A 23,672-nucleotide genomic window follows, 5' to 3' on the forward strand; every position below is an offset into this window, starting at 1 on the left:
GACAGTTCAAGCACGCAGTGTAATTCAAGCGCTTTTGATGAATAATCCGGCCAAAGACAAAACATTATTGCCATGCAGGGATAATCAATGAGCAACCGCTGGGAAGGCATCGACGAGTTCGTGGCGGTGGCCGAATCCGGACAGTTCACCGCCGCCGCCGAGCGCCTTGGCGTTTCTTCTTCGCATATCAGCCGCCAGGTGGCACGCCTTGAAGAACGCCTGCAAACGCGGTTGCTCTACCGCAGTACACGACGCGTCACCCTGAGTGAAGCCGGACAAACCTTCCTGCAACACTGCCAGCGGCTGCAGGACGGTCGCGAAGAAGCCTTGCGCGCCATGGGCGACCTCAACAGCGAACCCAAGGGGCTGCTGCGCATGACCTGCGCGGTGGCGTATGGCGAACGCTTTATCGTGCCGCTGGTCACGCGCTTCATGACCCAGTACCCGCAACTGCGGGTGGATATCGAACTCACCAACAACACCCTCGACCTGCTCCACGAAGGCATGGACCTGGCGATTCGTCTTGGACGCCTGCAGGAATCAAGGCTCGTGGCCGCGCGAATCGCGCCGAGGCGCATGTTCCTGTGCGCCTCGCCGGATTACCTCAGTCGCTATGGCCGACCGCACAGCCTGTCGGAGCTGGCGCGGCACAATTGCCTGATCGGCAGTTCGGATATCTGGGCGGTGCAGCAGGAGGGTCGGGAAATCGCGCAACGGGTTCAGGGCAACTGGCGTTGCAACAGCGGCCAGGCGGTGCTGGATGCCGCGTTACAGGGCATGGGGCTGTGTCAATTGCCGGACTATTACGTGCTGGAACACTTGGGCAGTGGCGCCCTGGTTTCACTGCTGGAGGCCCATCAGCCACCGAATACGGCGGTATGGGCGCTCTACCCGCAGCAACGGCACCTGTCGCCGAAAGTGCGCAAGCTGGTGGATCACTTGCGTGAAGGGCTGGCACTGAGGCCGGAATATCGGCGGGCCTGAGCCGTCAGCCGCGCATCGCCCAACGCTGACGCAGCCACTCCAGGTCTTCAGGACGGGTGACCTTGATGTTGTCGTTGCGCCCTTCGATCAAACGTGGCGCCTGCCCGGACCATTCGATGGCCGAAGCCTCGTCGGTAATCGCAACATCCGCTACCAGGCTATCGGCCAGCGCCCGATGCAGGGCGCCGAGGCGGAACATCTGTGGCGTGTAGGCCTGCCAGATGGTGCTGCGGTCGACCGTCGCACTGACGCGGCCATCGGCGTCGGCGCGCTTGAGGGTGTCACGGGCCGGCACCGCGAGCAGGCCGCCCACCGGGTCATCCGCCAGTTCCAGCAGCAGCCGGTCCAGGTCGGAGCGAGCCAGGTTCGGCCGCGCGGCGTCATGCACAAGCACCCAATCGCTGTCGGACGCGCCCTGGGCATGCAGTAACAACAAGGCATTGAGCACCGAGTCGGCGCGCTCGCGCCCACCCGCGGCCCGCTGGATACGCGGGTCGCCGGCACACGGCAGGTCGGGCCAGAAAGGATCGTCAGCGGCAAGGCTGACCACCACCCCTTTCACACAGGGATGGTCGAGAAAACAGTTGAGGCTGTGTTCGAGAATCGTAAGTCCGCCCAGTTGCAGGTACTGCTTCGGCCGATCGGCGGCCATTCGCGCACCCACGCCGGCGGCGGGGATCACTGCCCAGAAGGCAGGCAGGGAAGAGTTCATTGGGCCAACTGGTAGAGGGTTTCGCCCTCCTTGACCATGCCCAGCTCGTGGCGAGCCCGCTCTTCGACGGTTTCCATACCTTTTTTCAACTCCAGAACTTCCGCGTCGAGCACGCGGTTGCGCTCCAGCAAACGTTCGTTTTCGGCGTGCTGGTCGGCGATCTGCTGTTGCAGCTCAGCCACCTGGGCCAGGCTGCCATTGCCCACCCACAAGCGATACTGCAAGCCACCGAGCAGTGCGAGAAGGACGAGGAACAACCAATAAGGACTACGCATCAGGACATCCAGTGGCTAAAGACCGCATCTGCGAAGGGCTGATGGCACGAAGCCTGGCCGAAGCCAGGCTTTGTGATTCAAACGCTCGCAGCGCCTGCGCAGCACCGGTCAGGACGACCATGGCGCAGCGCAGTGCTGTCTTTTTACCATCTATCGCTTAGCCGCGAAACTCGGCGCGACCACGGTACACCGCCTTGGCGCCCAATTGCTCTTCGATACGCAGCAGTTGGTTGTACTTGGAAACGCGGTCGGAACGGCACAGCGAACCGGTCTTGATCTGACCAGCAGCAGTACCCACGGCCAGGTCGGCGATGGTGGAATCTTCGGTTTCGCCCGAACGGTGCGAGATCACCGCGGTGTAACCGGCAGCCTTGGCCATCTGGATGGCTTCCAGGGTTTCGGTCAGCGAGCCGATCTGGTTGAACTTGATCAGGATGGAGTTACCGATGTTCTTGTCGATACCTTCCTTCAGGATCTTGGTGTTGGTAACGAACAGGTCGTCGCCCACCAGCTGTACTTTCTCGCCGATCTTGTCGGTGAGGATCTTCCAGCCAGCCCAGTCGGACTCGTCCAGACCGTCTTCGATGGAGATGATCGGGAAGCGTTCGGTCAGGCCTTTCAGGTAGTCGGCGAAACCTTCGGCGTCGAAGGACTTGCCTTCGCCGGACAGGTTGTACTTGCCGTCTTCGTAGAATTCGCTGGCAGCGCAGTCCAGGGCCAGGGTCACATCGGTGCCCAGCTTGTAGCCAGCGTTGGCTACGGCTTCAGCGATGGCGCCCAGGGCGTCTTCGTTGGAGGCCAGGTTAGGCGCGAAACCACCCTCGTCACCCACGGCAGTGTTCAGGCCACGGGCCTTCAGCACGGCTTTGAGGTGGTGGAAAATTTCGGTGCCCATGCGCAGGCCGTCGGAGAAGGTCTTGGCGCCAACCGGCTGGACCATGAACTCCTGGATGTCGACGTTGTTATCGGCGTGCTCGCCACCGTTGATGATGTTCATCATCGGAACCGGCATGGAGTACTGGCCTGGGGTGCCATTGAGGTTGGCGATGTGCGCGTACAGCGGCAGATCCTGATCCTGGGCGGCGGCTTTGGCGGCAGCCAGGGAGACGGCCAGGATGGCGTTGGCGCCCAGCTTGGCTTTGTTCTCGGTACCGTCCAGATCGATCATGGCGCGGTCCAGAGCTTTCTGGTCAACAGGATCCTTGCCCAGCAGCAGGTCGCGGATCGGGCCGTTGATGTTGGCGACGGCTTTCAGCACGCCCTTGCCCAGGTAACGGCTCTTGTCGCCATCACGCAGTTCCAGTGCCTCACGGGAACCGGTGGAAGCACCGGACGGCGCGCAAGCGCTGCCAATGATGCCGTTGTCGAGCAGGACGTCTGCTTCCACGGTAGGGTTGCCCCGAGAATCGAGAACTTCACGACCTTTGATGTCGACGATTTTTGCCATTGTTGTAAGCACTCCAGAATTGACGAAAACAACGCAGCTTGAAGAATCCGCTCTTTCGCAGGCACGGGGCACGGGCAGGCCTGCCGCGGAGAAAACCCCTGGCCATGGACCAGGGGGCGGTACTGTACCGGAGAAACGAGCGTTATGCGGTTTCTACTGTCGGAAAACTCTTGACCAAGTCATCCAGTTGCTTGAGCTGGGCCAGGAAAGGCTCCAGTTTGTCGAGGCGCAGGGCGCAAGGACCGTCGCACTTGGCGTTGTCCGGGTCCGGGTGAGCTTCCAGGAACAGACCCGCCAGACCCTGACTCAGGCCGGCACGGGCCAGCTCGGTCACCTGGGCGCGACGACCGCCAGCAGAATCGGAGCGACCGCCCGGCATCTGCAGGGCATGGGTCACGTCGAAGAACACCGGGTACTCGAACTGCTTCATGATGCCGAAGCCGAGCATGTCCACAACCAGGTTGTTGTAACCGAAGCTGGAACCACGCTCGCAGAGGATCAACTGATCATTACCGGCCTCTTCGCACTTGGTCAGGATGTGTTTCATCTCCTGGGGTGCGAGGAACTGGGCTTTCTTGATGTTGATCACCGCGCCGGTCTTGGCCATCGCGACAACCAGGTCGGTCTGGCGCGACAGGAAGGCCGGCAACTGGATGATGTCGCAGACATCGGCGACAGCCTGTGCCTGATGAGGCTCGTGCACGTCGGTGATGACCGGCACGCCGAAGGTCTTCTTCACTTCCTCGAAGATCCGCATGCCTTCTTCAAGGCCCGGACCACGGTAGGAATTGATCGACGAACGGTTGGCCTTGTCGAAGCTGGCCTTGAACACGTAGGGGATACCGAGTTTCTCGGTAACCCGCACGTACTCTTCGCAGACCTTCAGGGCCAGATCACGGGATTCCAGTACGTTCATGCCGCCGAACAGGACGAACGGCTTGTCGTTGGCGATCTCGATGTTACCGACGCGAATGATCTTCTGGGTCATGGATCAGGCCTTGTTCTTCTGAGCCAGAGCCGCCTTGACGAAGCCGCTGAACAGCGGATGGCCGTCACGCGGGGTCGAGGTGAACTCAGGGTGGAACTGGCAAGCGACGAACCATGGGTGATCCTGGGACTCGACCACTTCAACCAGCGCGCCGTCGCCGGAACGACCGGAAACCTTCAGGCCGGCTTCAACCAGCTTCGGCAGCAGGTTGTTGTTCACTTCGTAACGGTGGCGGTGACGCTCGACGATCACGTCCTTGGCGTAGCAATCGTGAACCTTGGAACCGCTCTCCAGCTGGCATTCCTGAGCACCCAGACGCATGGTGCCGCCCAGGTCGGAAGCCTCGGTGCGGGTTTCCACGGCGCCGGTGGAATCTTCCCACTCGGTGATCAGGCCGACGACCGGGTGGCCGCTGTTGCGGTCGAACTCGGTGGAGTTGGCGTCTTTCCAGCCCATGACGTTACGAGCGAACTCGATGACCGCCACTTGCATGCCGAGGCAGATACCCAGGTACGGGATCTTGTTCTCGCGAGCGTACTGAACGGCAGTGATCTTGCCTTCGACACCGCGCAGACCGAAGCCGCCCGGGACCAGGATGGCATCGACGCCTTCCAGCAGGCCGGTGCCCTGGTTCTCGATGTCTTCGGAGTCGATATAGCGCAGGTTGACCTTGGTGCGGTTCTGGATACCGGCGTGGCTCATCGCTTCGATCAGCGACTTGTACGCATCCAGCAGTTCCATGTACTTGCCGACCATCGCGATGGTGACTTCGTGCTCTGGATTGAGCTTGGCATCGACGACCTTTTCCCACTCGGACAGGTCGGCGCCATTGCATTGCAGGCCGAAGCGCTCGACGACGAAATCGTCCAGGCCCTGGGCGTGCAGCACGGCAGGAATCTTGTAGATGGTGTCGACGTCTTCCAGGGAGATCACCGCACGCTCTTCAACGTTGGTGAACAGCGCGATCTTGCGACGGGAAGAGACATCGACCGGATGGTCGGAACGGCAGATCAGCACGTCAGGCTGCAGGCCGATGGAACGCAGTTCCTTGACCGAGTGCTGGGTTGGCTTGGTCTTGGTCTCGCCAGCGGTGGCGATGTACGGAACCAGCGTCAGGTGCATCAGCATCGCGCGCTTGGAGCCGACTTCGACCCGCAGTTGGCGGATGGCTTCGAGGAACGGTTGCGACTCGATGTCACCCACGGTGCCGCCGATCTCGACCAGGGCCACGTCGGCATCGCCGGCGCCCTTGATGATGCGACGCTTGATTTCGTCGGTGATATGCGGAATGACCTGGATGGTGGCGCCCAGGTAATCACCACGACGCTCCTTGCGCAGCACGTGCTCGTAGATACGGCCGGTGGTGAAGTTGTTGTTCTGGGTCATGGTCGTGCGGATGAACCGCTCGTAGTGGCCCAAGTCCAGGTCGGTTTCGGCGCCGTCGTGGGTGACGAACACTTCACCGTGCTGGAACGGGCTCATGGTGCCCGGGTCGACGTTGATGTACGGGTCCAGCTTGAGCATGGTGACCTTGAGCCCCCGCGCCTCCAGGATGGCCGCCAATGAAGCCGAGGCAATGCCTTTCCCCAATGAAGAAACAACACCGCCCGTGACGAATATGTAGCGCGTCATGAAAAACCCTAGAAGTCTGCGTTAAAGCGGTCTGCGCCGCCGGGGAAAGCGAAGGAAGGCCGAAGCCCCCGATCACCTGCGTCAATTACAGTGCATCCGAAAATACTGCCGCGCCTGTACAGACCGGGGTTGAAAAGCCCGGTACTAAGCTCGCTACACATTTTGAGAATCGCCCAGCAAAAAACTGCTTGGTAATCGGCAACTCCAGTGACTCGAAACGATGTCACAGAAGCTGTATCAAGAAGGGAGCGTAGTCTACCGGAATGTCCCTTTCATCTCAAACCTTGCTCGCTCGTCGGCGCACGCCACGTCAGTTGCAAATCGCCATCAGCCAGCCCTGGCAGATTTGCCACGGCCACCAGACGCTCCCCCGCGAACAGCAATGGCAGGCGCCCGCGGACAAAGGACGGGACATGCCGCTCGTTGAGCAAGCGCTTCAGATCGCGACGGCCGCGCCCCGCCAATTCAAGGGTTTCGCCGCCACGGCGATAACCAATACGCAGGGTTTGTGACAGAGAACTACCGCTCAGGCTGACGCTGCCGTTATCGGGCAACGGCAATGGCTCCAGAAGCTCCGTCCAAGGTGCGGGCTCACTCAAAGGCACAAGCCAGTTACCACTCAGCCAGTAAATCCGCTCGCCCGCTCGATGCAATTCGCCATCGGTCAGTCGCCACACCGGCGAGGCATCGACGCGGGCGTCGCGCAAATCATCCCAACCGGCCCAATGGTCGCTGTCCGGCAAACGCGTGTACGGCGCCAGCCAGCATTGCAGGGCATTACGCTGACGAGCCGCAGACAATCGCGCCAGACTGCGCAGATCCAGCGAAGGCAGTTCAAGCCAGGGAAATTCATCACCCTCCCGAGCGCAGGCCAGATCCTGCTGCGCCAATTCATCGAGCAGTTCCCGCGCCTCAGTCAGATGCGCGGCCGTGCGCGCAAGGCTGCGATGCGCTTGCGGCCAGCGCGCGGTCAACGCGGGGAGGACTTGGTGACGCAGATAGTTGCGAGAAAACCGTGCATCGCGATTCGACGGGTCCTCGATCCATTGCAGGCCCTGCTCCGTCGCGTACGCCAGCAACTGATCACGGGAAATGTCCAGTAGAGGCCGGACCAGTTCCCCCGCCCCCAGCCGTCTTTGCACCGGCATCGCCGACAAGCCGCGCACCCCTGCACCGCGAAGCAAGCGCAGCAGCAGGGTTTCCGCCTGATCATCACGATGCTGGCCGGTCAACAAGACGTCGCCAGCACCCAAGACCTCGATGAAGGCCGAATAGCGGGCATTACGCGCCGACTGCTCAAGGCTCGCACCCTCCTCCACCTGCACATGACAGACCTGCAACTCGATACCCAGCAAATCACAAAGCTGCTGGCAGTGCGCCGGCCAAGCGTCGGCCGCCACCTGTAAACCGTGGTGAACATGAAGGGCGCGGAGAACGGGAAGATCATGACGGCGCTTGAGCTCCGCCAACAGGTGCAGCAGGACGCTGGAATCCAGGCCACCGGAAAGGCCCACGCACCACGACCGCGCACTGCGCCACGGCGCAAGACGTGAAAGCAGCCGGGAGGCGAGATCAGTCATGGCGGCCAGCCCTCAAATGAAAACGCGGGACGGGCCCGCTCCACCTAGTGGAAGCGTACCCGCCCCGCGTTCAGATGCCACGATGGCGTCAGATCAGAGCCCGTAGCTCATCAGGCGATCATAGCGACGCTTGAGCAGCGCTTCGTTGTCGAATTTCTTCAGCATGTCCAGTTGCTGGGTCAATTCGCCGCGAATCGATGCGGCCATGGTGGCCGGATCACGGTGCGCACCACCCAGTGGCTCGCCAATGACCTTGTCGACGATACCCAGGCCTTTCAGACGCTCGGCAGTGATGCCCATGGCTTCAGCGGCATCGGAGGCTTTCTCGGCGGTTTTCCAGAGAATCGAGGCGCAACCTTCCGGCGAGATCACCGCGTAGGTCGAGTACTGCAGCATGTTCAGTTGGTCGCAGACGCCGATCGCCAGCGCACCACCCGAACCACCTTCGCCGATAACGGTCGCGATGATCGGGGTTTTCAGGCGTGCCATGACGCGCAGGTTCCAGGCGATTGCCTCGCTCTGGTTGCGCTCTTCGGCGTCGATGCCCGGATAGGCGCCCGGGGTGTCGATGAAGGTCAGGATCGGCATCTTGAAGCGTTCGGCCATTTCCATCAGACGGCAGGCCTTGCGGTAGCCTTCCGGACGCGGCATGCCGAAGTTACGGCGAACCTTCTCGCGGACTTCGCGGCCCTTCTGGTGACCGATGACCATTACCGGACGGTCTTCCAGGCGGGCAATACCGCCGACGATCGCGGCGTCGTCGGAGAAGTGACGGTCGCCGTGCAGTTCGTCGAACTCGGTGAAGATGTGCTCGATGTAATCGAGGGTGTACGGCCGGCGCGGGTGACGCGCCAGGCGGGCGATCTGCCAGCTGGTCAGGTTGCCGAAGATGCTCTCGGTCAGCGCGCTGCTTTTGTCTTGCAGGCGGCCAATCTCGTCGCCGATGTTCAGCGAGTTGTCATTGCCGACCAGGCGCAGCTCTTCGATCTTGGCTTGCAGGTCAGCAATCGGCTGTTCGAAATCCAGAAAATTCGGGTTCATAGGCATCCGTCTAGGGTCGACGGCCAGGCGGCCGGCCGGTTGATCCGTTTGGCGCCCTACCTTAAGGGATCAGGCGCATTCAGGTCGAGATTAAAAATTCATCGATAGTGCAAAAAGACGTTCTCACGCCCGAACTGGTCACGCAGGGCTTGAATCAAGCCATCAGCCGGGTCGATACGCCAGTTCTCGCCGAACTGCAGCAAGGCTTTCGCGTCGCTGCCGGTGTACTCCATGCTGATCGGGCAGGCCCCGCGATGACGCTTGAACAAGTCGCCGAGCCAGGCCAGACGGTCGCCCTTGAGCGCCTCGGCGTGGATCTTGAGACGCAGGCTGTCGGCCAGGTTGGTGCGCGCATCTTCCATGCTCATCACCCGCTTGACCCGCAGGCGCAGACCGCCCGAGAAATCATCGTTGCTGACTTCGCCCTCGATCACCACCATGGCGTCGGTCTGCAACAGCGACTGCGCGGCCATGAAGGCATCGGCGAACAGCGACGCCTCGATACGCCCCGAGCGGTCGTCGAGGGTGACGAAGCCCATCTTGTCGCCCTTCTTGTTCTTCATGACCCGCAGGGCAATGATCATCCCCGCGACGGTCTGGGTGTCGCGCGCCGGCTTCAGGTCGATGATGCGCTGACGGGCGAAGCGGCGGATTTCGCCTTCGTATTCGTCGATCGGGTGGCCGGTCAGGTACAGGCCGAGGGTGTCTTTTTCGCCGCGCAGGCGCTCCTTGAGTGTTAGCTCACGAGCTGCACGGTGCTTGGCATACACGTCGACATCCGCCTCGTCGAACAGCCCGCCAAACAAGTCGGCATGCCCGCTGTCATGCGTGCGTGCGGTCTGCTCGGCAGACTTGATCGCTTCTTCCATGGACGCGAGCAACACAGCGCGGTTGAGGTCGACGTTGGCCTGATAGGCTTTGATCTCGTCGTGGAAGTAAGGACCGAGACGGTCCAGCGCGCCGCTGCGCACCAGCGCGTCGAGGGTCCGCTTGTTGATCCGCTTGAGGTCGACGCGGTGGCAGAAATCGAACAGGTCCTTGAACGGCGCCTCGGCGCGCGCCTCGACGATCGCCTCCACTGGCCCCTCGCCGACGCCCTTGATCGCGCCAAGGCCATACACGATACGGCCGTCGTCGTTGACGGTGAACTTGAAATCCGAGGAGTTCACGTCCGGCGCGTCCAGGCGCAGCTTCATGCTGCGCACTTCCTCGATCAGCGTCACGACCTTGTCGGTGTTGTGCATATCCGCCGACAGTACCGCCGCCATGAAGGCCGCCGGGTGGTGCGTCTTGAGCCAGGCGGTCTGGTAGGAAACCAGGCCATAGGCGGCGGAGTGGGATTTGTTGAAGCCGTAGCCCGCGAACTTCTCCACGAGGTCGAAGATGTTACCCGCCAGGTTGCCGTCGATGCCGTTATCCGCGCAGCCCTCGATGAAACCGCCGCGCTGCTTGGCCATTTCCTCGGGCTTCTTTTTACCCATGGCGCGACGCAGCATGTCCGCACCGCCGAGGGTGTAGCCGGCCATGACCTGGGCAATCTGCATCACCTGTTCCTGATACAGGATGATGCCGTAGGTCGGTGCCAGAACCGGCTTCAGACCTTCGTACTGGTAATCCGGGTGCGGGTAGGCCAGTTCCGCGCGACCGTGCTTGCGGTTGATGAAGTCGTCAACCATGCCCGATTGCAGCGGGCCGGGACGGAACAGTGCCACCAGTGCGATAAGGTCTTCGAGGCAGTCGGGCTTGAGCTTCTTGATCAGCTCCTTCATGCCCCGCGATTCAAGCTGGAACACCGCAGTGGTTTCAGCTTTCTGCAGCAGGTCGTAAGTGCGCTTGTCGTCGAGCGGGATGAAATCGATGTTGAGGTCTGGCAGACCTTCCTTGGCTTGCTCGCGGTTGATGGTCTCCATCGCCCACTTGATGATCGTCAGCGTACGCAGGCCGAGGAAGTCGAACTTCACCAGACCCGCGGCTTCGACGTCATCCTTGTCGAACTGGGTAATCAGGCCGCCGCCTTCTTCGTCGCAGGCGATCGGCGAAAAATCGGTCAGTTTGGTCGGTGCGATAACCACACCACCGGCGTGCTTGCCGGTACCCCGGGTGACCCCCTCCAGCTTGAGGGCCATGTCCCAGATTTCCTTGGCGTCTTCATCGACCTTGAGGAAATCGCGGAGAATTTCTTCCTGCTCGTAGGCCTTTTCCAAGGTCATGCCGACTTCGAACGGAATCATCTTCGACAGCCGGTCGGCCAGGCCGTAGGACTTGCCTTGGACCCGCGCCACGTCACGCACCACCGCCTTGGCCGCCATGGTGCCGAACGTGATGATCTGGCTTACCGCGTTGCGGCCGTAGGCTTCGGCAACGTACTCGATCACACGGTCGCGACCGTCCATGCAGAAGTCGACGTCGAAGTCGGGCATGGAAACCCGTTCCGGGTTGAGGAAACGTTCGAACAGCAGGTCATACGCCAGCGGGTCGAGGTCGGTGATCTTCAGCACGTAGGCCACCAGCGAGCCGGCACCCGAACCCCGGCCCGGGCCAACCGGCACGCCGTTGTTCTTGGCCCACTTGATGAAGTCCATAACGATCAGGAAGTAACCGGGGAATCCCATCTGGATGATGATGTCCAGCTCGAACTTGAGCCGGTCCAGGTAGGTCTGGCGTTTCTCTTCGTAATTCGGCGTGGTTTCTTTCGGCCAGAGCACCGCCAGGCGCTCTTCCAGACCCTCGTGGGAGACGTGTCGCAGGTAATCGTCGATGCCCATGCCGTTGGGCGTCGGGAAGTCCGGCAGGAAGTATTTGCCCAACTGCACTTCGATATTGCAGCGCTTGGCAATCTCGACGGTGTTTTCCAGCGCCTCGGGCAAGTCACTGAACAGCTCGGCCATTTCCTCGGCGCTTTTCAGGTATTGCTGATCGCTGTAGTTACGCGAGCGACGCGGATCGTCCAGCGCCCGGCCCTCGCCGATGCATACGCGGGTTTCGTGGGCGTCGTAGTCGGTCTGCTTGATGAAGCGGACATCGTTGGTGGCCACCAGCGGTGCACCCAGGCGATCAGCCAGTTCGACGGCAGCATGCAGGTATTCTTCGTCGCCGGCGCGATTGGTGCGTTGCACCTCGACGTAGAAGCGATCGGGGAACATCGCCATCCAGTCCCGCAGCAGCGCTTCGGCGTCCACCGCGTTACCAGCCAGCAAGGCCATGCCGATGTCACCTTCCTTGGCCGCGGACAGAGCAATCAGCCCCTCGGAGGCGGCAGCAATCCACTCGCGCTGGATAATCACCAGGCCATTGCGCTGGCCCTCGACCCAACCACGGGAAATCAATTCGGTGAGATTGCGATAGCCCTGGGCATTCATCGCCAGGAAGCAGATGCGCGACAGCGGCGCATCGGGGTCGTCGTTGGCCAGCCACAGGTCGGCACCGCAGATCGGCTTGATCCCGCCCCCCATCGCGGTTTTGTAGAACTTGACCAGCGAGCACATGTTGCTCTGGTCAGTCACCGCCACTGCCGGCATGTTCATCGCGGTCAGGGCCTTGGCCAGCGGCTTGATCCGTACCAGGCCGTCGACCAGCGAGAATTCGGTGTGCAGGCGAAGATGAACGAATGAAACCGACATGATGGTCCTATAGCAGCGCAAAACGACAAGGCCCGGATTGTACCGGGCCTCGATCAAAACAACAGCCGGGGGATTCTGATCCTGACTGAAGGTGGAGCCGATGGCTCAGCCCGGGATTAGTTGGTCAGCCATCAGGGCCCGGGCCTCGAAGGCCGCCCGCACAGGCGCGAAGGAGCGCCGGTGAATCGGCGTCGGACCAAGGCGGGCAAGCGCCTCAAGGTGCACCGGGGTCGGATACCCCTTGTGGCCACCCATTCCGTACCCAGGATAGATCAGCTCGAACGCCGCCATTTCCCGATCACGGGTGACCTTGGCCAGGATAGACGCAGCCGCGATGGCCGGTACCTGGCTATCGCCTTTCACCACGGGAGCGGACGGCACGTTCAACTTGGGGCAGCGATTGCCGTCGATCAGCGCCAAGCGGGGGGTGATGTGCAAGCCCTCCACCGCCCGCTGCATCGCGAGCATGGTAGCGTGGAGAATGTTCAGCTCGTCGATTTCATCGACTTCGGCCCGGGCGATGTGAAAGCTCAGGGCCTTTTCGCAGATCTCGTCGAACAGCTTTTCGCGGCGAGCCTCGGTCAGTTTCTTCGAATCATTGAGGCCAAGAATCGGGCGATTCGGGTCAAGGATCACCGCAGCGGTCACTACCGCGCCACACAGCGGCCCACGACCGACCTCATCGACACCGGCGACAAGGTCTTCGACCAGGTTGAAGTCCAGTCCCATTTGCATTTATCGGGTTTCCAGCAAGGCCAGCACTGCTTCAGCGGCCTGGTTCGAGGCATCGCGACGCAGTGTGCGGTGAATCTGATCGAAACCTTCGGTCTGCTGCACGCCATCGGTCACCAGCGGCGCCAGGGTCTGGGCCAGGGACTCAGTGGTCGCGGCCTCCTGCAACAGTTCCGGAACCAGCAAGCGCTGGGCCAGGAGGTTGGGCAGCGAGACGTAGGGACTTTTGACCAGGCGTTTGAGAATCCAGTAGCTCAGCGGCGCAAGGCGGTAGGCCACCACCATGGGGCGCTTGAACAGCAGCGCTTCAAGGGTGGCAGTACCGGAAGCGATCAGTACCGCATCGCAAGCCGCCAGGGCCTGGTGGGACTGACCGTCGAGCAGCGTCAGCGGCAGGTCACGGCCTTCGAGCATCTGTTCAAGCTGCGCACGCCGCGCGGCATTCGCGCACGGCGTAACAAAACGCACCCCCGGCACCAGCTCGCGCAGACGCTGAGCGGTATCGAGGAAAAGAGCACCCAGCCGGCCGACTTCGCCTCCCCGGCTGCCCGGCATCAAGGCGACCAGCGGGCCATCGGGCAAGCCCAGAGCACCGCGGGCGGCCTGTCGATCAGCATCCAGGGGAATGGTGTCAGCCAGCGGATGGCCAACGAAACGCACGGGAACGCCCTGCTCTTCGTAGAACTTCGCCTCGAAGGGGAACAGGGTGAGCATCAGGTCGCAGCCTTCGCGGATCTTCAGCACGCGCTTCTGACGCCAGGCCCAGACCGACGGGCTGACATAGTGCACGGTCTTGATGCCGGCGCGGCGCAGCTTCAATTCGATATTCAGCGTGAAGTCAGGTGCGTCGATGCCGATGAACACGTCGGGCTTTTCATCGATAAGCGTCTGAACAAGCTGCTTGCGGCGCTTGAGTAGCTCAGGCAGCCGCCCCAGTACTTCGACCAGGCCCATGACCGCCAGGCGCTCCATGGGGAAGTAGGAGACGAGCCCCTCGGCTTCCATCAGGGGACCACCAACACCGATGAAGCGGACAGCCGGATGACGCGCCTTGAGCGCCCGCATCAGACCGGAACCAAGAATGTCGCCGCTGGCCTCACCGGCCACCAGCGCTACGCAGAGTTCGGACATATCAGCGGGTGATGCCGCGGGCGGAATTCTGGATCGACTGGCGGAACATCTCGACCTCGGGGAACTGGCTGGCCGGTTCGGCCAATTCGACGATAGCCTGCTCGACGGTCAGGCCTTGACGGTAGACAACCTTGTAGGCACGACGTAGCGCATGGATCGCATCTTCGCTGAAACCACGGCGACGCATGCCTTCGAAGTTCATGCTGCGCGCTTCGGCCGGGTTGCCGAATACGGTGACGAACGCCGGAACGTCCTTGCCAATGGCAGTGCCCATGCCGGAAAAACTATGGGCGCCGATATGGCAGAACTGGTGAACCAGGGTGAAACCGGAAAGGATTGCCCAGTCGGCAACATGCACATGACCAGCCAGCGCAGTGTTGTTGACCAGGATGCAGTGGTTGCCGATGACGCTGTCATGACCGATATGGGCATACGCCATGATCAGGTTGTGATCGCCCAGGGTGGTTTCCGAGCGGTCCTGCACCGTGCCGCGGTGAATGGTCACACCTTCGCGGATGACGTTGTGGTCACCAATTACCAGGCGAGTGGCCTCGCCCTTGTACTTGAGGTCAGGGGTGTCTTCGCCAACTGACGAAAACTGATAGATGCGGTTGTGCCGCCCAATCCGGGTCGGCCCTTTGAGCACAACGTGTGGACCGATGACGGTCCCTTCCCCGATCTCGACATCCGGGCCGATGATCGACCAAGGGCCGACCTCGACACCATCGGCCAGCTTGGCCGAAGGATCGATGATTGCCCGAGGGTCAATCAAACTCATAGTTTGCGTTCCGCGCAGATGATCTCGGCCTTGCACACTGGCTTGCCGTCGACCGATGCCTGGCAATCGAACTTCCAGATCTGGCGTTTGCAACTGATGAATTTCGCTTCAAGGATCAGTTGATCCCCTGGCAGAACCGGCTGGCGGAAGCGCAGCTTGTCGGAACCGACGAAGTAATAGAGGGTGCCGTCCGTCGGCTTGGCATCGAGCATTTTGAAACCGAGGATGCCGGCTGCCTGGGCCATGGCCTCGATGATCAGCACGCCCGGCATGATTGGATGCGCCGGGAAGTGACCATTGAAGAAGGGCTCGTTGATGCTGACATTCTTGTAGGCACGAATGCGCTGGGCCTCGACGTCCAGTTCCACCACGCGATCCACGAGCAGGAACGGGTAACGGTGAGGCAAGTATTCGCGAATCTCGTTGATGTCCATCATTTCTGGGGGAAGCCTGTAGTAAAGATAGGGAGCATGCGCTGGGCGCCATGCACCTTTTGCGAATCAAGAAAGCCGTACAGCTATCGAGCGGCCTTGATCAGGAAAGGGTATCAGCCATCAGATGAAGGCTGGCTGCCTGAGGTCACGGCATCGACACGCTTTTCTACCTGTTGAAGGCGCTTGGCCATTTCGTCCAGTTGACGAATTCGCGCCGCGCTCTTGCGCCAGTCTCCCAACGGCTGCATCGCCGTCCCGGACGAATAGCCACCCGGTTCGGTAATGGAGCGGGTGACCATGGTCATGCCAGAGACGAACACGTTGTCGCAGACTTCGATGTGTCCAACCATTCCGACACCACCGGCGATCGTGCAATGCTTGCCGATCCGGGTGCTACCGGAGATGCCCACGCACGCCGCCATGGCGGTGTGGTCGCCGATCTGTACGTTATGGGCGATCTGAATCTGGTTGTCGAGTTTGACGCCATTGCCGATGCAGGTATCGGCAAGAGCACCGCGGTCGATGGCAGTGTTGACACCGATTTCGACGTCATCGCCGACAGTGACACCGCCAATCTGGGCGATCTTCTGCCAGACGCCTTTCTCATTGGCGAAACCGAAACCTTCACCACCCAGCACAGCCCCGGACTGGATGACCACCCGCTTGCCGATGCGAACATCGTGGTACAGGGTCACACGCGGGGCCAGCCAGCCGCCCTCGCCGATCACGCAACGAGCACCGACGAAACAGTGCGCACCAACGGTGACACCGGCCGCAATGACCGCGCCGCTCTCGATGACAGCGAAGGGACCGATACTGGCGCCGGCATCGACCTGAGCGTCCGCCGCAACCACGGCGCTGGGATGGATTCCCGCCACAGCCTTGGGTTTGGGGTCGAACAGGTGAGAGATGCGGGCGTAGGCCAGGTAAGGGTCCGGCACGATCAGGGCGTTGCCGACAAAACCTTCGGCGTCTGCAGCACGCAGAAGCACCGCAGCAGCCTGGGTATCAACCAGGTATTTGCGGTACTGGGGATTAGCCAGGAAGCTCAGTTGGCCGGGGCCAGCTTCCTGCAAGGTCGCGAGACCAACGATCTCAAGTTCCTCGGGACCCTGAAGGGTCGCTCCAAGGAACTCGGCCAGTTGGCCGAGTTTCATGGTCGCCGTCATATCAACGGGACTGGTTCATGCGCTCGATGACCTGGCGGGTGATGTCGTACTGAGGTTTGACATCAATGACCGCGCCACGCTCGAGAACCAGATCGAAGCCGCCTTTCTTGATGACTTCTTCTACAGCGCCATCCAATTTCGGCTTGAGCTGCTTGAGCATGTCACGGTCAGCAACGGCCTTGGCTTCGTTCAGTTCCTTGGACTGGAACTGGAAGTCACGGGCTTTTTGCTTGAACTCGAGCTCAAGACGCTCACGCTCGCCCTGGGCCATTTTGTCGCCGCCCTTGACCAGACGATCCTGGATGCCCTTGGCGCTGCTTTCCAGGTTCTTCAGCTTGGTCAGTTGTGGGCCGAATTTCTTCTCGGCATCAACCGCGTACTGCTTGGCCGGGTCCGACTCGAGCAGCGCCATTTGATAGTTCAGGACAGCAATCTTCATTTCGGCAAACGCCGGGGTCGCGACCAGAGCCGCTGCCAGTACCGCCAGTTGAGTCAACTTACGCACGATGCACTCCTACAGAATCCGTTGTCATTTACGTGGACCAGACCCTTAGAAGGTCTGACCCAGAGAGAATTGGAACACCTGGGTATCAGCATCGTCCGGTTTCTTCACCGGCATCGCCAGGCTGAAACTCAACGGACCCAGTGCGGTAATCCAGGTCACACCCAGGCCGACGGAGCTGGCCAGGCCGGAAAGGCCGAGCTTCTCGCAATCAGGCTTGGAGCCGCAATTGGTGTCATACACGTTACCCACGTCCCAGAACACGGAGGTACGCAGCGAACGCTGGTCCTTGATGAACGGAAGCGGGAACAGCAGTTCTACACCACCCTGAACAAGAACGTTGCCGCCGAACGGCAGTGGATCCTGATCCGGGTCTTCTGCAGTTCCTGGTCGGGTGCCTTTGCTTGGCGTACTGCGTGGACCGAGGCTGCTGTCTTTGAAACCACGTACCGAGTTGAAACCACCCGCGTAGTAGTTTTCATAGAACGGCAGACCGGAAGTCGAACCGTAACCGTCGCCATAACCCAGCTCGGTATGCAGACGCAGGGTGTAGTCGTTGGTGATTGGCTTGAACAGCTGGCCGCGGTAGTCGAGCTTGAAGAACGACAGGTCGCTGCCAGGCGTAGTTGCTTCCAGCACCAGGCTTTGCGAGTGACCGCGGGTTGCCAGGGTACCTTTGTTCAACGTCGACTCGGACCAGCCGGCCGAGGCCTTGAAGTTCAGGAAGCTGTCGCCGCCTTCCTTGTCCAGAAAGTCGAAGATCTCATCAACGGTGTAAGTACCGGTTTTGATCTTGTCCTGCTGAACTGTCAGGCCGAAGGTCAGGCGCGACGTTTCGCTGATCGGGTAACCGACGTTGACACCGGCACCCATGCTGTCCACGGCATAGCTTGCCACGTCGACGTCGAGGTCATCGTAGTTGGTCGTGCGGTAGAAGGCGTTGTAGCCCAGGCTGACACCATCGGCAGTCCAGTAGGGGTCCACGAAGCCGAAGTTGTATCGGCTCTGGTACTCGGAACGGGTCAGACCGATGGAGACCTTGTTACCGGTACCCAGGAAGTTGTTCTGGCTGATCGAACCACCGAGGATCAGACCGGCGCTCTGGGCGAAACCGACACTGGCGGTGATCGAACCGGAAGCCTGCTCTTCAACGGTGTAGTTGACGTCGACCTGGTCATCGGTACCCGGAACAGCCGGGGTCTCGACGTTGGCTTCCTTGAAGAAGCCCAGGCGCTCCAGACGGGTCTTGGACTGGTCGATCAGGTAGGTCGAAGCCCAGCCCCCTTCCATCTGGCGCATTTCACGACGCAGCACTTCGTCTTCGGACTTGGTGTTGCCACGGAAGTTGATGCGGTTGACGTAGGCGCGCTTGCCCGGATCCACGACGAACATGATGTCGACGGTATGGTCGTCATCGTGCGGCTGCGGCACACCGTTGACGTTGGCGAAGGTATAGCCTTCGTTACCCAGACGGCGGGTGATCAGCTCGGAAGTGGTGGTCATCACCTTGCGCGAGAAGACCTGGCCCGGCTGCACCAGCAGCAGCGCCTTGACCTGGTCTTCAGGCACTTTCAGGTCACCGGACAACTTGACGTCGCGTACGGTGTACTTCTCGCCTTCGTTGACGTTGACGGTGATGTAGACGTGCTTCTTGTCCGGGGTGATGGACACCTGGGTGGAGGCGATGTCCATGTTGATATAGCCGCGGTCCAGGTAGTAGGAACGCAGGCGCTCAAGGTCACCGGAGAGTTTTTCACGGGCGTACTTGTCGTCGTTCTTGAAGAACGACAGCCAGTTGGTGGTCTTGAGTTCGAACAGACCGGCCAGATCCTCGTCGGAGAACACAGTGTTGCCCACGACGTTGATGTGCTGGATGGCAGCGACCGTGCCTTCGTTGATCTTGATCTTCAAGGCAACGCGGTTGCGCGGCTGAGGAACCACTTCAGCATCGACCTCGGCGGAGTAGCGACCCTGAGCGACATACTGACGCTGCAGTTCGTTACGCACGCCCTCGAGGGTCGCCCGCTGGAAGATTTCGCCTTCCGCCAGACCGGATTGCTTCAGGCCTTTCATCAGGTCTTCGGTGCTGATCGCCTTGTTACCGTCGATTTCGATGCTCGACACCGACGGGCGCTCAACGACGTTGATGATCAGGACATTGCCATCACGGCCCAGTTGGATGTCCTGGAAGAAACCGGTCTTGAACAGCGAACGGGTAGATTCCACCAGGCGGCCGTCGTCGGCATGATCGCCAACGTTCAGCGGCAATGCACCAAATACGCTGCCCGCGGAAACCCGCTGCAGACCATTGACACGAATATCGGAGATGGTGAAGGACTCGGCGTGAACTTCAGCGATCATCAGTGCGGCGAGAGCCGCAGTTAGCAGCAGACGTTTCATGAAGTCCTTTCTTATTCCAACTGGCAATAAACGACCCGCCGCGAAAGGCGGCAGGTTCGCAATTGAGCGAAGCGTTACAGTCGACCCAAATCGTTGATCAGGGCTAGCAACATCACCCCGACTACCAAACTGATACCGATCTGGATACCCCAACCTTGCACCCGGTCCGACAGTGGGCGGCCACGCGCCCACTCGATCAGGTAAAACAGCAAATGCCCCCCATCCAGAACTGGAATGGGCAGCAAGTTAAGAACTCCTAGGCTAATGCTCAGATAGGCAAGGAAATTCAGGAAATCCCCAAGGCCGGACTGGGCCGAAGCGCCCGCCACTTTAGCAATGGTTATCGGTCCGCTCAAGTTTTTTACCGAGAGCTCGCCGAAGAGCATTTTCTTCAGTGAATCGAGGGTCAGAACACTCATGTTCCAGGTACGGGAAAGACCCTCACCGACTGCTTCGAGCGGCCCGTAACTGACCTCGCGCAGCATCTGCGCCGGCCATTCGACCGCCTGGACACCAGCGCCGAGGTAACCGGCGGCAGACTTGCCCTCACCGCGACTGGCCAGGGTGACCGGCAACTCGATGCGAGCACCATCGCGCTCGACGGTGAGCACGATGCGGCTGTCAGCACGCCCCCGCACGGTGTCGACCACCTGCTGCCAGTCATTCAGCGCCTGACCATCCAGCGCCAGCAGGCGATCACCGGTTTTCAGCCCGGCGGCCTGGGCCGGCCCCTTCGGATCCAGCTCGGCCAGCACCGGCGCAAGCGCCGGGCGCCATGGGCGGATACCCAGGGAGCGAATCGGATCAGGCTCGTCAGCGCCCTTGAGCCAATGATCGAGGGTAATCGTGTGAGCGCTGTCAACGGTGGCGCCTTCAGTGCGCACACCGACCTGTAGCGCTCCGCTTTCGCCCAGACGGCGAACCAGTTGAAGATTGACCGCGGCCCAACCATTGGTCGGCTCGCCGTCGATCGAAACGATTTCCTGCCCGGAACTCAACCCGGCGACGGCTGCCAGGCTACCCGCCTCGACCCCGCCGATGACCGGACGTACCTGCTGGCTGCCAAGCATCGCCAGCGCCCAGAAGAACACGATAGCGAGCAGGAAGTTGGCGATCGGCCCCGCCGCAGTGATCGCGATGCGCTGGCCAACGGTTTTTCGATTGAAACTTTGCTCGGCCTGCGCGAGCGGAACATCGCCCTCGCGCTCGTCGAGCATCTTGACGTAGCCGCCCAGTGGAATCGCGGCGATCACGAACTCCGTACCCTGACGGTCGTGCCAGCGAAGCAGCGGCGTGCCGAAGCCGACGGAGAAACGCAACACCTTGACGCCGCAGCGCCGAGCCACCCAGAAGTGCCCGAATTCGTGAAAGGTAACCAGAACACCCAGTGCAACCAGGGTGCCGATAATCATGTAGAGCGCACTCATGTCTTTCTCCGAATAACGTTCAACAGGGCCCGGCACGACGCCTTGCGGTGTCGCACCTCAGCGCCCGTGATGCGCCAACCACTGCCCGGCAAGCACCCGGGCCCGCTGGTCGGCGGCAAACACCGCATCCAGTGTATCCACGGCCACCACTGGCTCCTGGTCAAGCACCTGCTCGATCATACTCGCGATTTCCGGGAAGCGGATGCGTCGCTGAAGAAACGCCTCCACCGCGATTTCATTGGCTGCATTAAGCACCGCCGGCGCGCTGTTGCCGGCCTCCGCAGCTTCCCGCGCTAAGCGCAGGCAAGGAAAACGCTGCTCATCGGGCGACTGGAAATCCAGACGAGCGATGGCAAACAAGTCCAGCGGCGCCACACCGGAATCGATTCGCTCCGGCCAGGCCAGTGCGCTGGCGATGGGGGTACGCATGTCCGGGTTACCCAACTGGGCAAGCACCGAACCGTCGACGTAATCCACCAGCGAGTGAATCACACTCTGCGGATGCACCACGACCTCGATCTGCGAAGGGCGAGCATCGAACAGCCAGCAGGCCTCGATCAGTTCCAGCCCCTTGTTCATCATGCTGGCCGAATCGACGGAAATCTTCCGCCCCATGGACCAGTTGGGATGCGCGCAGGCCTGCTCCGGGGTCACAGCAGCGAGCTCGCTGGCTGGGGTCTGACGGAAAGGCCCACCCGAAGCAGTCAGGAGAATCCGGCGAACACCCACCTGAGCCAGCCCGCGACCATAGTCACCTGGCAGGCACTGGAAGATGGCGTTGTGCTCGCTGTCGATCGGCAGCAGCACCGCATTACTGCGGCGCACCGCCTGCATGAACAAGGCGCCGGACATCACCAGCGCTTCTTTATTGGCGAGCAGCACCTTCTTGCCCGCCTCCACTGCCGCCAGCGTCGGGCGCAAGCCCGCAGCACCGACGATCGCCGCCATTACCGCATCGACCTGCGGGTCGGCCGCGACCGCACACAAGCCCTGCTCGCCCACCAACACTTCAGTGCACGAGCCCGCCGCCTTGAGCCCTTCGCGCAGGGTGCAAGCCCCCGCCTCGTCCGGCACCACGGCAAACACGGGCGCATGGCGCAGGCACAACTGCAACAACTCGTTCAAACGCGAGTAGCCAGTCACGGCGAAGACTTCGTAGCGATCCGGGTGCCGAGCAATGACATCCAGGGTGCTCAGACCGATGGAGCCAGTGGCCCCAAGCACGGTAATGCGCTGTACGCGACTCACAGGACGCCCCAGTCAGCCGCCCACAACAGCACGGCGAACAGCGGGATGGCCGCGGTCAGGCTGTCTATACGGTCCAGCACACCGCCATGACCCGGCAACAGGTTGCTGCTGTCCTTGATCCCGGAACGGCGCTTGAACATGCTTTCAGTCAAGTCGCCGACCACCGAACCCATTACCAGGAGCGCGGCACCGAACAATCCGAGTACCAGTTCGCCCACACTCCAATGCCGGGTCAGACCGACAGCCAGCGTGATGACCAGGCTCAGCGCCAGGCCACCATAGACGCCCTCCCAGCTCTTGCCGGGACTGACGTGCGGCGCCAGTTTGCGCTTGCCGAACGCCCGGCCGGAGAAGTACGCACCAACGTCGGCCCCCCAGACCAGCACCATGACCGCGAGAATCAGCCAGTTGCCCATTGTCCAGTGCTTGAGCAGCACCAGCCCTTGCCAGGCAGGCAGCAGGATCAGCGTACCGATCAGCAACCGACAGGCCGCGCTGGCCCACAGCTCACTGGTGCGCGGATAAGTCATGACAAGCCAGGTTGCCACGCCCCACCACAGCACCGAAGCACCGAGCACCCAGGGCGCCAGATCCGGCATCAGGTAGAGCAGCATCAGCAAACCGGCGATGACTGCGGCATAGGCAACCCGCAAAACCTGCGCCATCAGGCCAGCCAAGCGAGCCCATTCCCAGGCGCCAAGGGTGACCACCAGCCCGATGAACAGGGCAAAGCCAGCCCCTTCGAGCAGGAAGAACCCGCCCAGGGCGATCGGCAACAGAATCAGCGCGGTAATGATGCGTTGTTTGAGCATTAAGCACGGGCTCCAGCTTCGACCTGCTCGCTGGTTTTACCGAAGCGGCGCTGGCGCGAAGCAAAATCGGCCAGCGCGGTACGCATGGCCTCGTGTTTGAAGTCCGGCCAAAACAGGTCGGAGAAATACAGCTCGGCGTAAGCCAGTTGCCACAGCAGGAAGTTGCTGATGCGGTGCTCGCCCCCGGTGCGGATACACAGGTCCGGCAACGGCAGGTCGCCAGTAGCCAGGCAGGTTTGCAGGAGTTCGGGAGTGATGTCTTCCGGACGCAGATGCCCGGCCTGGACTTCGCGCGCGAGGCGCTGAGCGGCCTGCGCGATATCCCACTGACCACCATAGTTGGCGGCGATCTGCAGGATGAAACGGTTACTGCCAGCGGTCAGCGCCTCGGCCTCGCGCATGGCCGCCTGCAGTTCAGGGTGAAAGCGGGAGCGATCACCGATGATCCGCAGACTGATGTTGTTCTCATTGAGCCGCTTGGCTTCCCGGCGCAAGGCCGAGAAGAACAGCTCCATCAACGCACCGACCTCTTCGGCCGGGCGTTGCCAGTTTTCGCTGGAGAAGGCGAACAGGGTCAGCACCTCGACCTTGGCCTCGGCGCAGACCTCGATAACGGCCCGCACCGCGTCCACGCCAGCCTTGTGCCCGGCAACGCCGGGCAACAGGCGCTTCTTCGCCCAGCGATTATTTCCATCCATGATGATCGCGACATGACGCGGCACCGATGGAGGCACACCCTGCTTGCTCTTTTCCATTAAAA

20 protein-coding genes are annotated in these 23,672 nt (G+C 61.3%); 1 reads left to right on the forward strand and 19 read right to left on the reverse strand.

The genetic code is table 11. From position 1 onward, the window contains the following. Window positions 1-87 precede the first annotated feature (87 nt). On the forward strand, window positions 88-984 hold the full coding sequence (locus NTD88_RS16880) for a LysR substrate-binding domain-containing protein (RefSeq protein ID WP_262153584.1): 897 nt from the start codon (window positions 88-90) through the stop codon (window positions 982-984). Window positions 985-988: 4 nt separating this feature from the next. On the opposite strand, the gene ispD is transcribed toward NTD88_RS16880, so the two are convergent. From ispD to uppS, 19 genes are all read right to left on the reverse strand, one after another. Beyond that, window positions 989-1,696 (reverse strand): 2-C-methyl-D-erythritol 4-phosphate cytidylyltransferase, encoded by a 708-nt coding sequence (ispD, locus tag NTD88_RS16885; RefSeq protein ID WP_175651257.1) that lies wholly within the window; start codon window positions 1,694-1,696, stop codon window positions 989-991. Next, a complete protein-coding gene (gene ftsB / locus NTD88_RS16890) occupies window positions 1,693-1,971 on the reverse strand; it encodes a cell division protein FtsB (RefSeq protein ID WP_095154065.1) in 279 nt (92 codons plus the stop codon). The genes ispD and ftsB overlap by 4 nt, the downstream gene beginning before the upstream one ends. A 157-nt stretch (window positions 1,972-2,128) precedes the next feature. Then, window positions 2,129-3,418 (reverse strand): phosphopyruvate hydratase, encoded by a 1,290-nt coding sequence (eno, locus tag NTD88_RS16895; protein ID WP_095154066.1) that lies wholly within the window; start codon window positions 3,416-3,418, stop codon window positions 2,129-2,131. A gap of 142 nt (window positions 3,419-3,560) precedes the next feature. Next, complete coding sequence (gene kdsA, locus NTD88_RS16900) at window positions 3,561-4,406, reverse strand: 3-deoxy-8-phosphooctulonate synthase (protein WP_175651256.1); 846 nt, start codon at window positions 4,404-4,406, stop codon at window positions 3,561-3,563. Window positions 4,407-4,409: 3 nt separating this feature from the next. Continuing rightward, entirely contained in the window at window positions 4,410-6,038 is a 1,629-nt protein-coding gene (locus NTD88_RS16905; RefSeq protein ID WP_095154068.1) for a CTP synthase, read from the reverse strand. A 272-nt stretch (window positions 6,039-6,310) separates the two neighbouring features. Beyond that, complete coding sequence (tilS, locus tag NTD88_RS16910) at window positions 6,311-7,618, reverse strand: tRNA lysidine(34) synthetase TilS (RefSeq protein ID WP_262153583.1); 1,308 nt, start codon at window positions 7,616-7,618, stop codon at window positions 6,311-6,313. A 93-nt stretch (window positions 7,619-7,711) separates the two neighbouring features. Next, window positions 7,712-8,659, reverse strand: a complete 948-nt coding sequence (locus NTD88_RS16915) for an acetyl-CoA carboxylase carboxyltransferase subunit alpha (protein WP_095154070.1) — start codon at window positions 8,657-8,659, stop codon at window positions 7,712-7,714. Window positions 8,660-8,757: 98 nt separating this feature from the next. Further along, window positions 8,758-12,279 (reverse strand): DNA polymerase III subunit alpha, encoded by a 3,522-nt coding sequence (gene dnaE / locus NTD88_RS16920; RefSeq protein WP_262129067.1) that lies wholly within the window; start codon window positions 12,277-12,279, stop codon window positions 8,758-8,760. Between the two features lie 105 nt (window positions 12,280-12,384). Beyond that, the gene (gene rnhB, locus NTD88_RS16925; protein ID WP_175651253.1) at window positions 12,385-13,014 is read right to left on the reverse strand and encodes a ribonuclease HII; all 630 of its coding nucleotides are present in this window, start codon (window positions 13,012-13,014) and stop codon (window positions 12,385-12,387) included. Continuing rightward, window positions 13,015-14,142, reverse strand: coding sequence for a lipid-A-disaccharide synthase (gene lpxB, locus NTD88_RS16930; protein ID WP_262153582.1), 1,128 nt, complete (start codon window positions 14,140-14,142; stop codon window positions 13,015-13,017). A gap of 1 nt (window position 14,143) precedes the next feature. After that, window positions 14,144-14,920, reverse strand: coding sequence for an acyl-ACP--UDP-N-acetylglucosamine O-acyltransferase (lpxA, locus tag NTD88_RS16935; protein ID WP_095154074.1), 777 nt, complete (start codon window positions 14,918-14,920; stop codon window positions 14,144-14,146). Continuing rightward, on the reverse strand, window positions 14,917-15,357 hold the full coding sequence (gene fabZ, locus NTD88_RS16940; protein ID WP_095154075.1) for a 3-hydroxyacyl-ACP dehydratase FabZ: 441 nt from the start codon (window positions 15,355-15,357) through the stop codon (window positions 14,917-14,919). The genes lpxA and fabZ overlap by 4 nt, the downstream gene beginning before the upstream one ends. A gap of 110 nt (window positions 15,358-15,467) precedes the next feature. Further along, window positions 15,468-16,523 carry a UDP-3-O-(3-hydroxymyristoyl)glucosamine N-acyltransferase gene (gene lpxD / locus NTD88_RS16945; RefSeq protein WP_175651250.1) on the reverse strand — a complete coding sequence of 352 codons (1,056 nt, stop codon included), beginning with the start codon at window positions 16,521-16,523 and terminating at the stop codon, window positions 15,468-15,470. Between the two features lies 1 nt (window position 16,524). Next, on the reverse strand, window positions 16,525-17,028 hold the full coding sequence (locus NTD88_RS16950) for an OmpH family outer membrane protein (RefSeq protein WP_095154077.1): 504 nt from the start codon (window positions 17,026-17,028) through the stop codon (window positions 16,525-16,527). 45 nt (window positions 17,029-17,073) lie between these two features. Further along, window positions 17,074-19,425 carry an outer membrane protein assembly factor BamA gene (gene bamA, locus NTD88_RS16955; RefSeq protein WP_262153581.1) on the reverse strand — a complete coding sequence of 784 codons (2,352 nt, stop codon included), beginning with the start codon at window positions 19,423-19,425 and terminating at the stop codon, window positions 17,074-17,076. 74 nt (window positions 19,426-19,499) lie between these two features. After that, window positions 19,500-20,852, reverse strand: coding sequence for an RIP metalloprotease RseP (gene rseP, locus NTD88_RS16960; RefSeq protein WP_175651249.1), 1,353 nt, complete (start codon window positions 20,850-20,852; stop codon window positions 19,500-19,502). A 57-nt stretch (window positions 20,853-20,909) separates the two neighbouring features. Then, window positions 20,910-22,100 (reverse strand): 1-deoxy-D-xylulose-5-phosphate reductoisomerase, encoded by a 1,191-nt coding sequence (ispC, locus tag NTD88_RS16965; protein ID WP_262153580.1) that lies wholly within the window; start codon window positions 22,098-22,100, stop codon window positions 20,910-20,912. Then, complete coding sequence (locus NTD88_RS16970; protein ID WP_262153579.1) at window positions 22,097-22,912, reverse strand: phosphatidate cytidylyltransferase; 816 nt, start codon at window positions 22,910-22,912, stop codon at window positions 22,097-22,099. Before NTD88_RS16970 ends, ispC begins: the two co-directional genes overlap by 4 nt. Further along, window positions 22,912-23,667 carry a polyprenyl diphosphate synthase gene (gene uppS, locus NTD88_RS16975; protein ID WP_095154082.1) on the reverse strand — a complete coding sequence of 252 codons (756 nt, stop codon included), beginning with the start codon at window positions 23,665-23,667 and terminating at the stop codon, window positions 22,912-22,914. The genes NTD88_RS16970 and uppS overlap by 1 nt, the downstream gene beginning before the upstream one ends. Between the last annotated feature and the right edge of the window lie 5 nt (window positions 23,668-23,672).

The sequence above is a fragment of the Pseudomonas sp. 20P_3.2_Bac5 genome (assembly GCF_025466035.1).
Lineage (GTDB): Bacteria > Pseudomonadota > Gammaproteobacteria > Pseudomonadales > Pseudomonadaceae > Aquipseudomonas.

Excerpts from the sequence above, each read along its gene's own strand:
- NTD88_RS16880 (WP_262153584.1), top strand. The coding sequence starts at position 88 with ATGAGCAACCGCTGGGAAGGCATCGACGAGTTCGTGGCGGTGGCCGAA.
- ispD (WP_175651257.1), bottom strand. The coding sequence starts at position 1,696 with ATGAACTCTTCCCTGCCTGCCTTCTGGGCAGTGATCCCCGCCGCCGGC.
- ftsB (WP_095154065.1), bottom strand. The coding sequence starts at position 1,971 with ATGCGTAGTCCTTATTGGTTGTTCCTCGTCCTTCTCGCACTGCTCGGT.
- eno (WP_095154066.1), bottom strand. The coding sequence starts at position 3,418 with ATGGCAAAAATCGTCGACATCAAAGGTCGTGAAGTTCTCGATTCTCGG.
- kdsA (WP_175651256.1), bottom strand. The coding sequence starts at position 4,406 with ATGACCCAGAAGATCATTCGCGTCGGTAACATCGAGATCGCCAACGAC.
- NTD88_RS16905 (WP_095154068.1), bottom strand. The coding sequence starts at position 6,038 with ATGACGCGCTACATATTCGTCACGGGCGGTGTTGTTTCTTCATTGGGG.
- tilS (WP_262153583.1), bottom strand. The coding sequence starts at position 7,618 with ATGACTGATCTCGCCTCCCGGCTGCTTTCACGTCTTGCGCCGTGGCGC.
- NTD88_RS16915 (WP_095154070.1), bottom strand. The coding sequence starts at position 8,659 with ATGAACCCGAATTTTCTGGATTTCGAACAGCCGATTGCTGACCTGCAA.
- dnaE (WP_262129067.1), bottom strand. The coding sequence starts at position 12,279 with ATGTCGGTTTCATTCGTTCATCTTCGCCTGCACACCGAATTCTCGCTG.
- rnhB (WP_175651253.1), bottom strand. The coding sequence starts at position 13,014 with ATGCAAATGGGACTGGACTTCAACCTGGTCGAAGACCTTGTCGCCGGT.
- lpxB (WP_262153582.1), bottom strand. The coding sequence starts at position 14,142 with ATGTCCGAACTCTGCGTAGCGCTGGTGGCCGGTGAGGCCAGCGGCGAC.
- lpxA (WP_095154074.1), bottom strand. The coding sequence starts at position 14,920 with ATGAGTTTGATTGACCCTCGGGCAATCATCGATCCTTCGGCCAAGCTG.
- fabZ (WP_095154075.1), bottom strand. The coding sequence starts at position 15,357 with ATGATGGACATCAACGAGATTCGCGAATACTTGCCTCACCGTTACCCG.
- lpxD (WP_175651250.1), bottom strand. The coding sequence starts at position 16,523 with ATGACGGCGACCATGAAACTCGGCCAACTGGCCGAGTTCCTTGGAGCG.
- bamA (WP_262153581.1), bottom strand. The coding sequence starts at position 19,425 with ATGAAACGTCTGCTGCTAACTGCGGCTCTCGCCGCACTGATGATCGCT.
- rseP (WP_175651249.1), bottom strand. The coding sequence starts at position 20,852 with ATGAGTGCGCTCTACATGATTATCGGCACCCTGGTTGCACTGGGTGTT.
- NTD88_RS16970 (WP_262153579.1), bottom strand. The coding sequence starts at position 22,912 with ATGCTCAAACAACGCATCATTACCGCGCTGATTCTGTTGCCGATCGCC.
- uppS (WP_095154082.1), bottom strand. The coding sequence starts at position 23,667 with ATGGAAAAGAGCAAGCAGGGTGTGCCTCCATCGGTGCCGCGTCATGTC.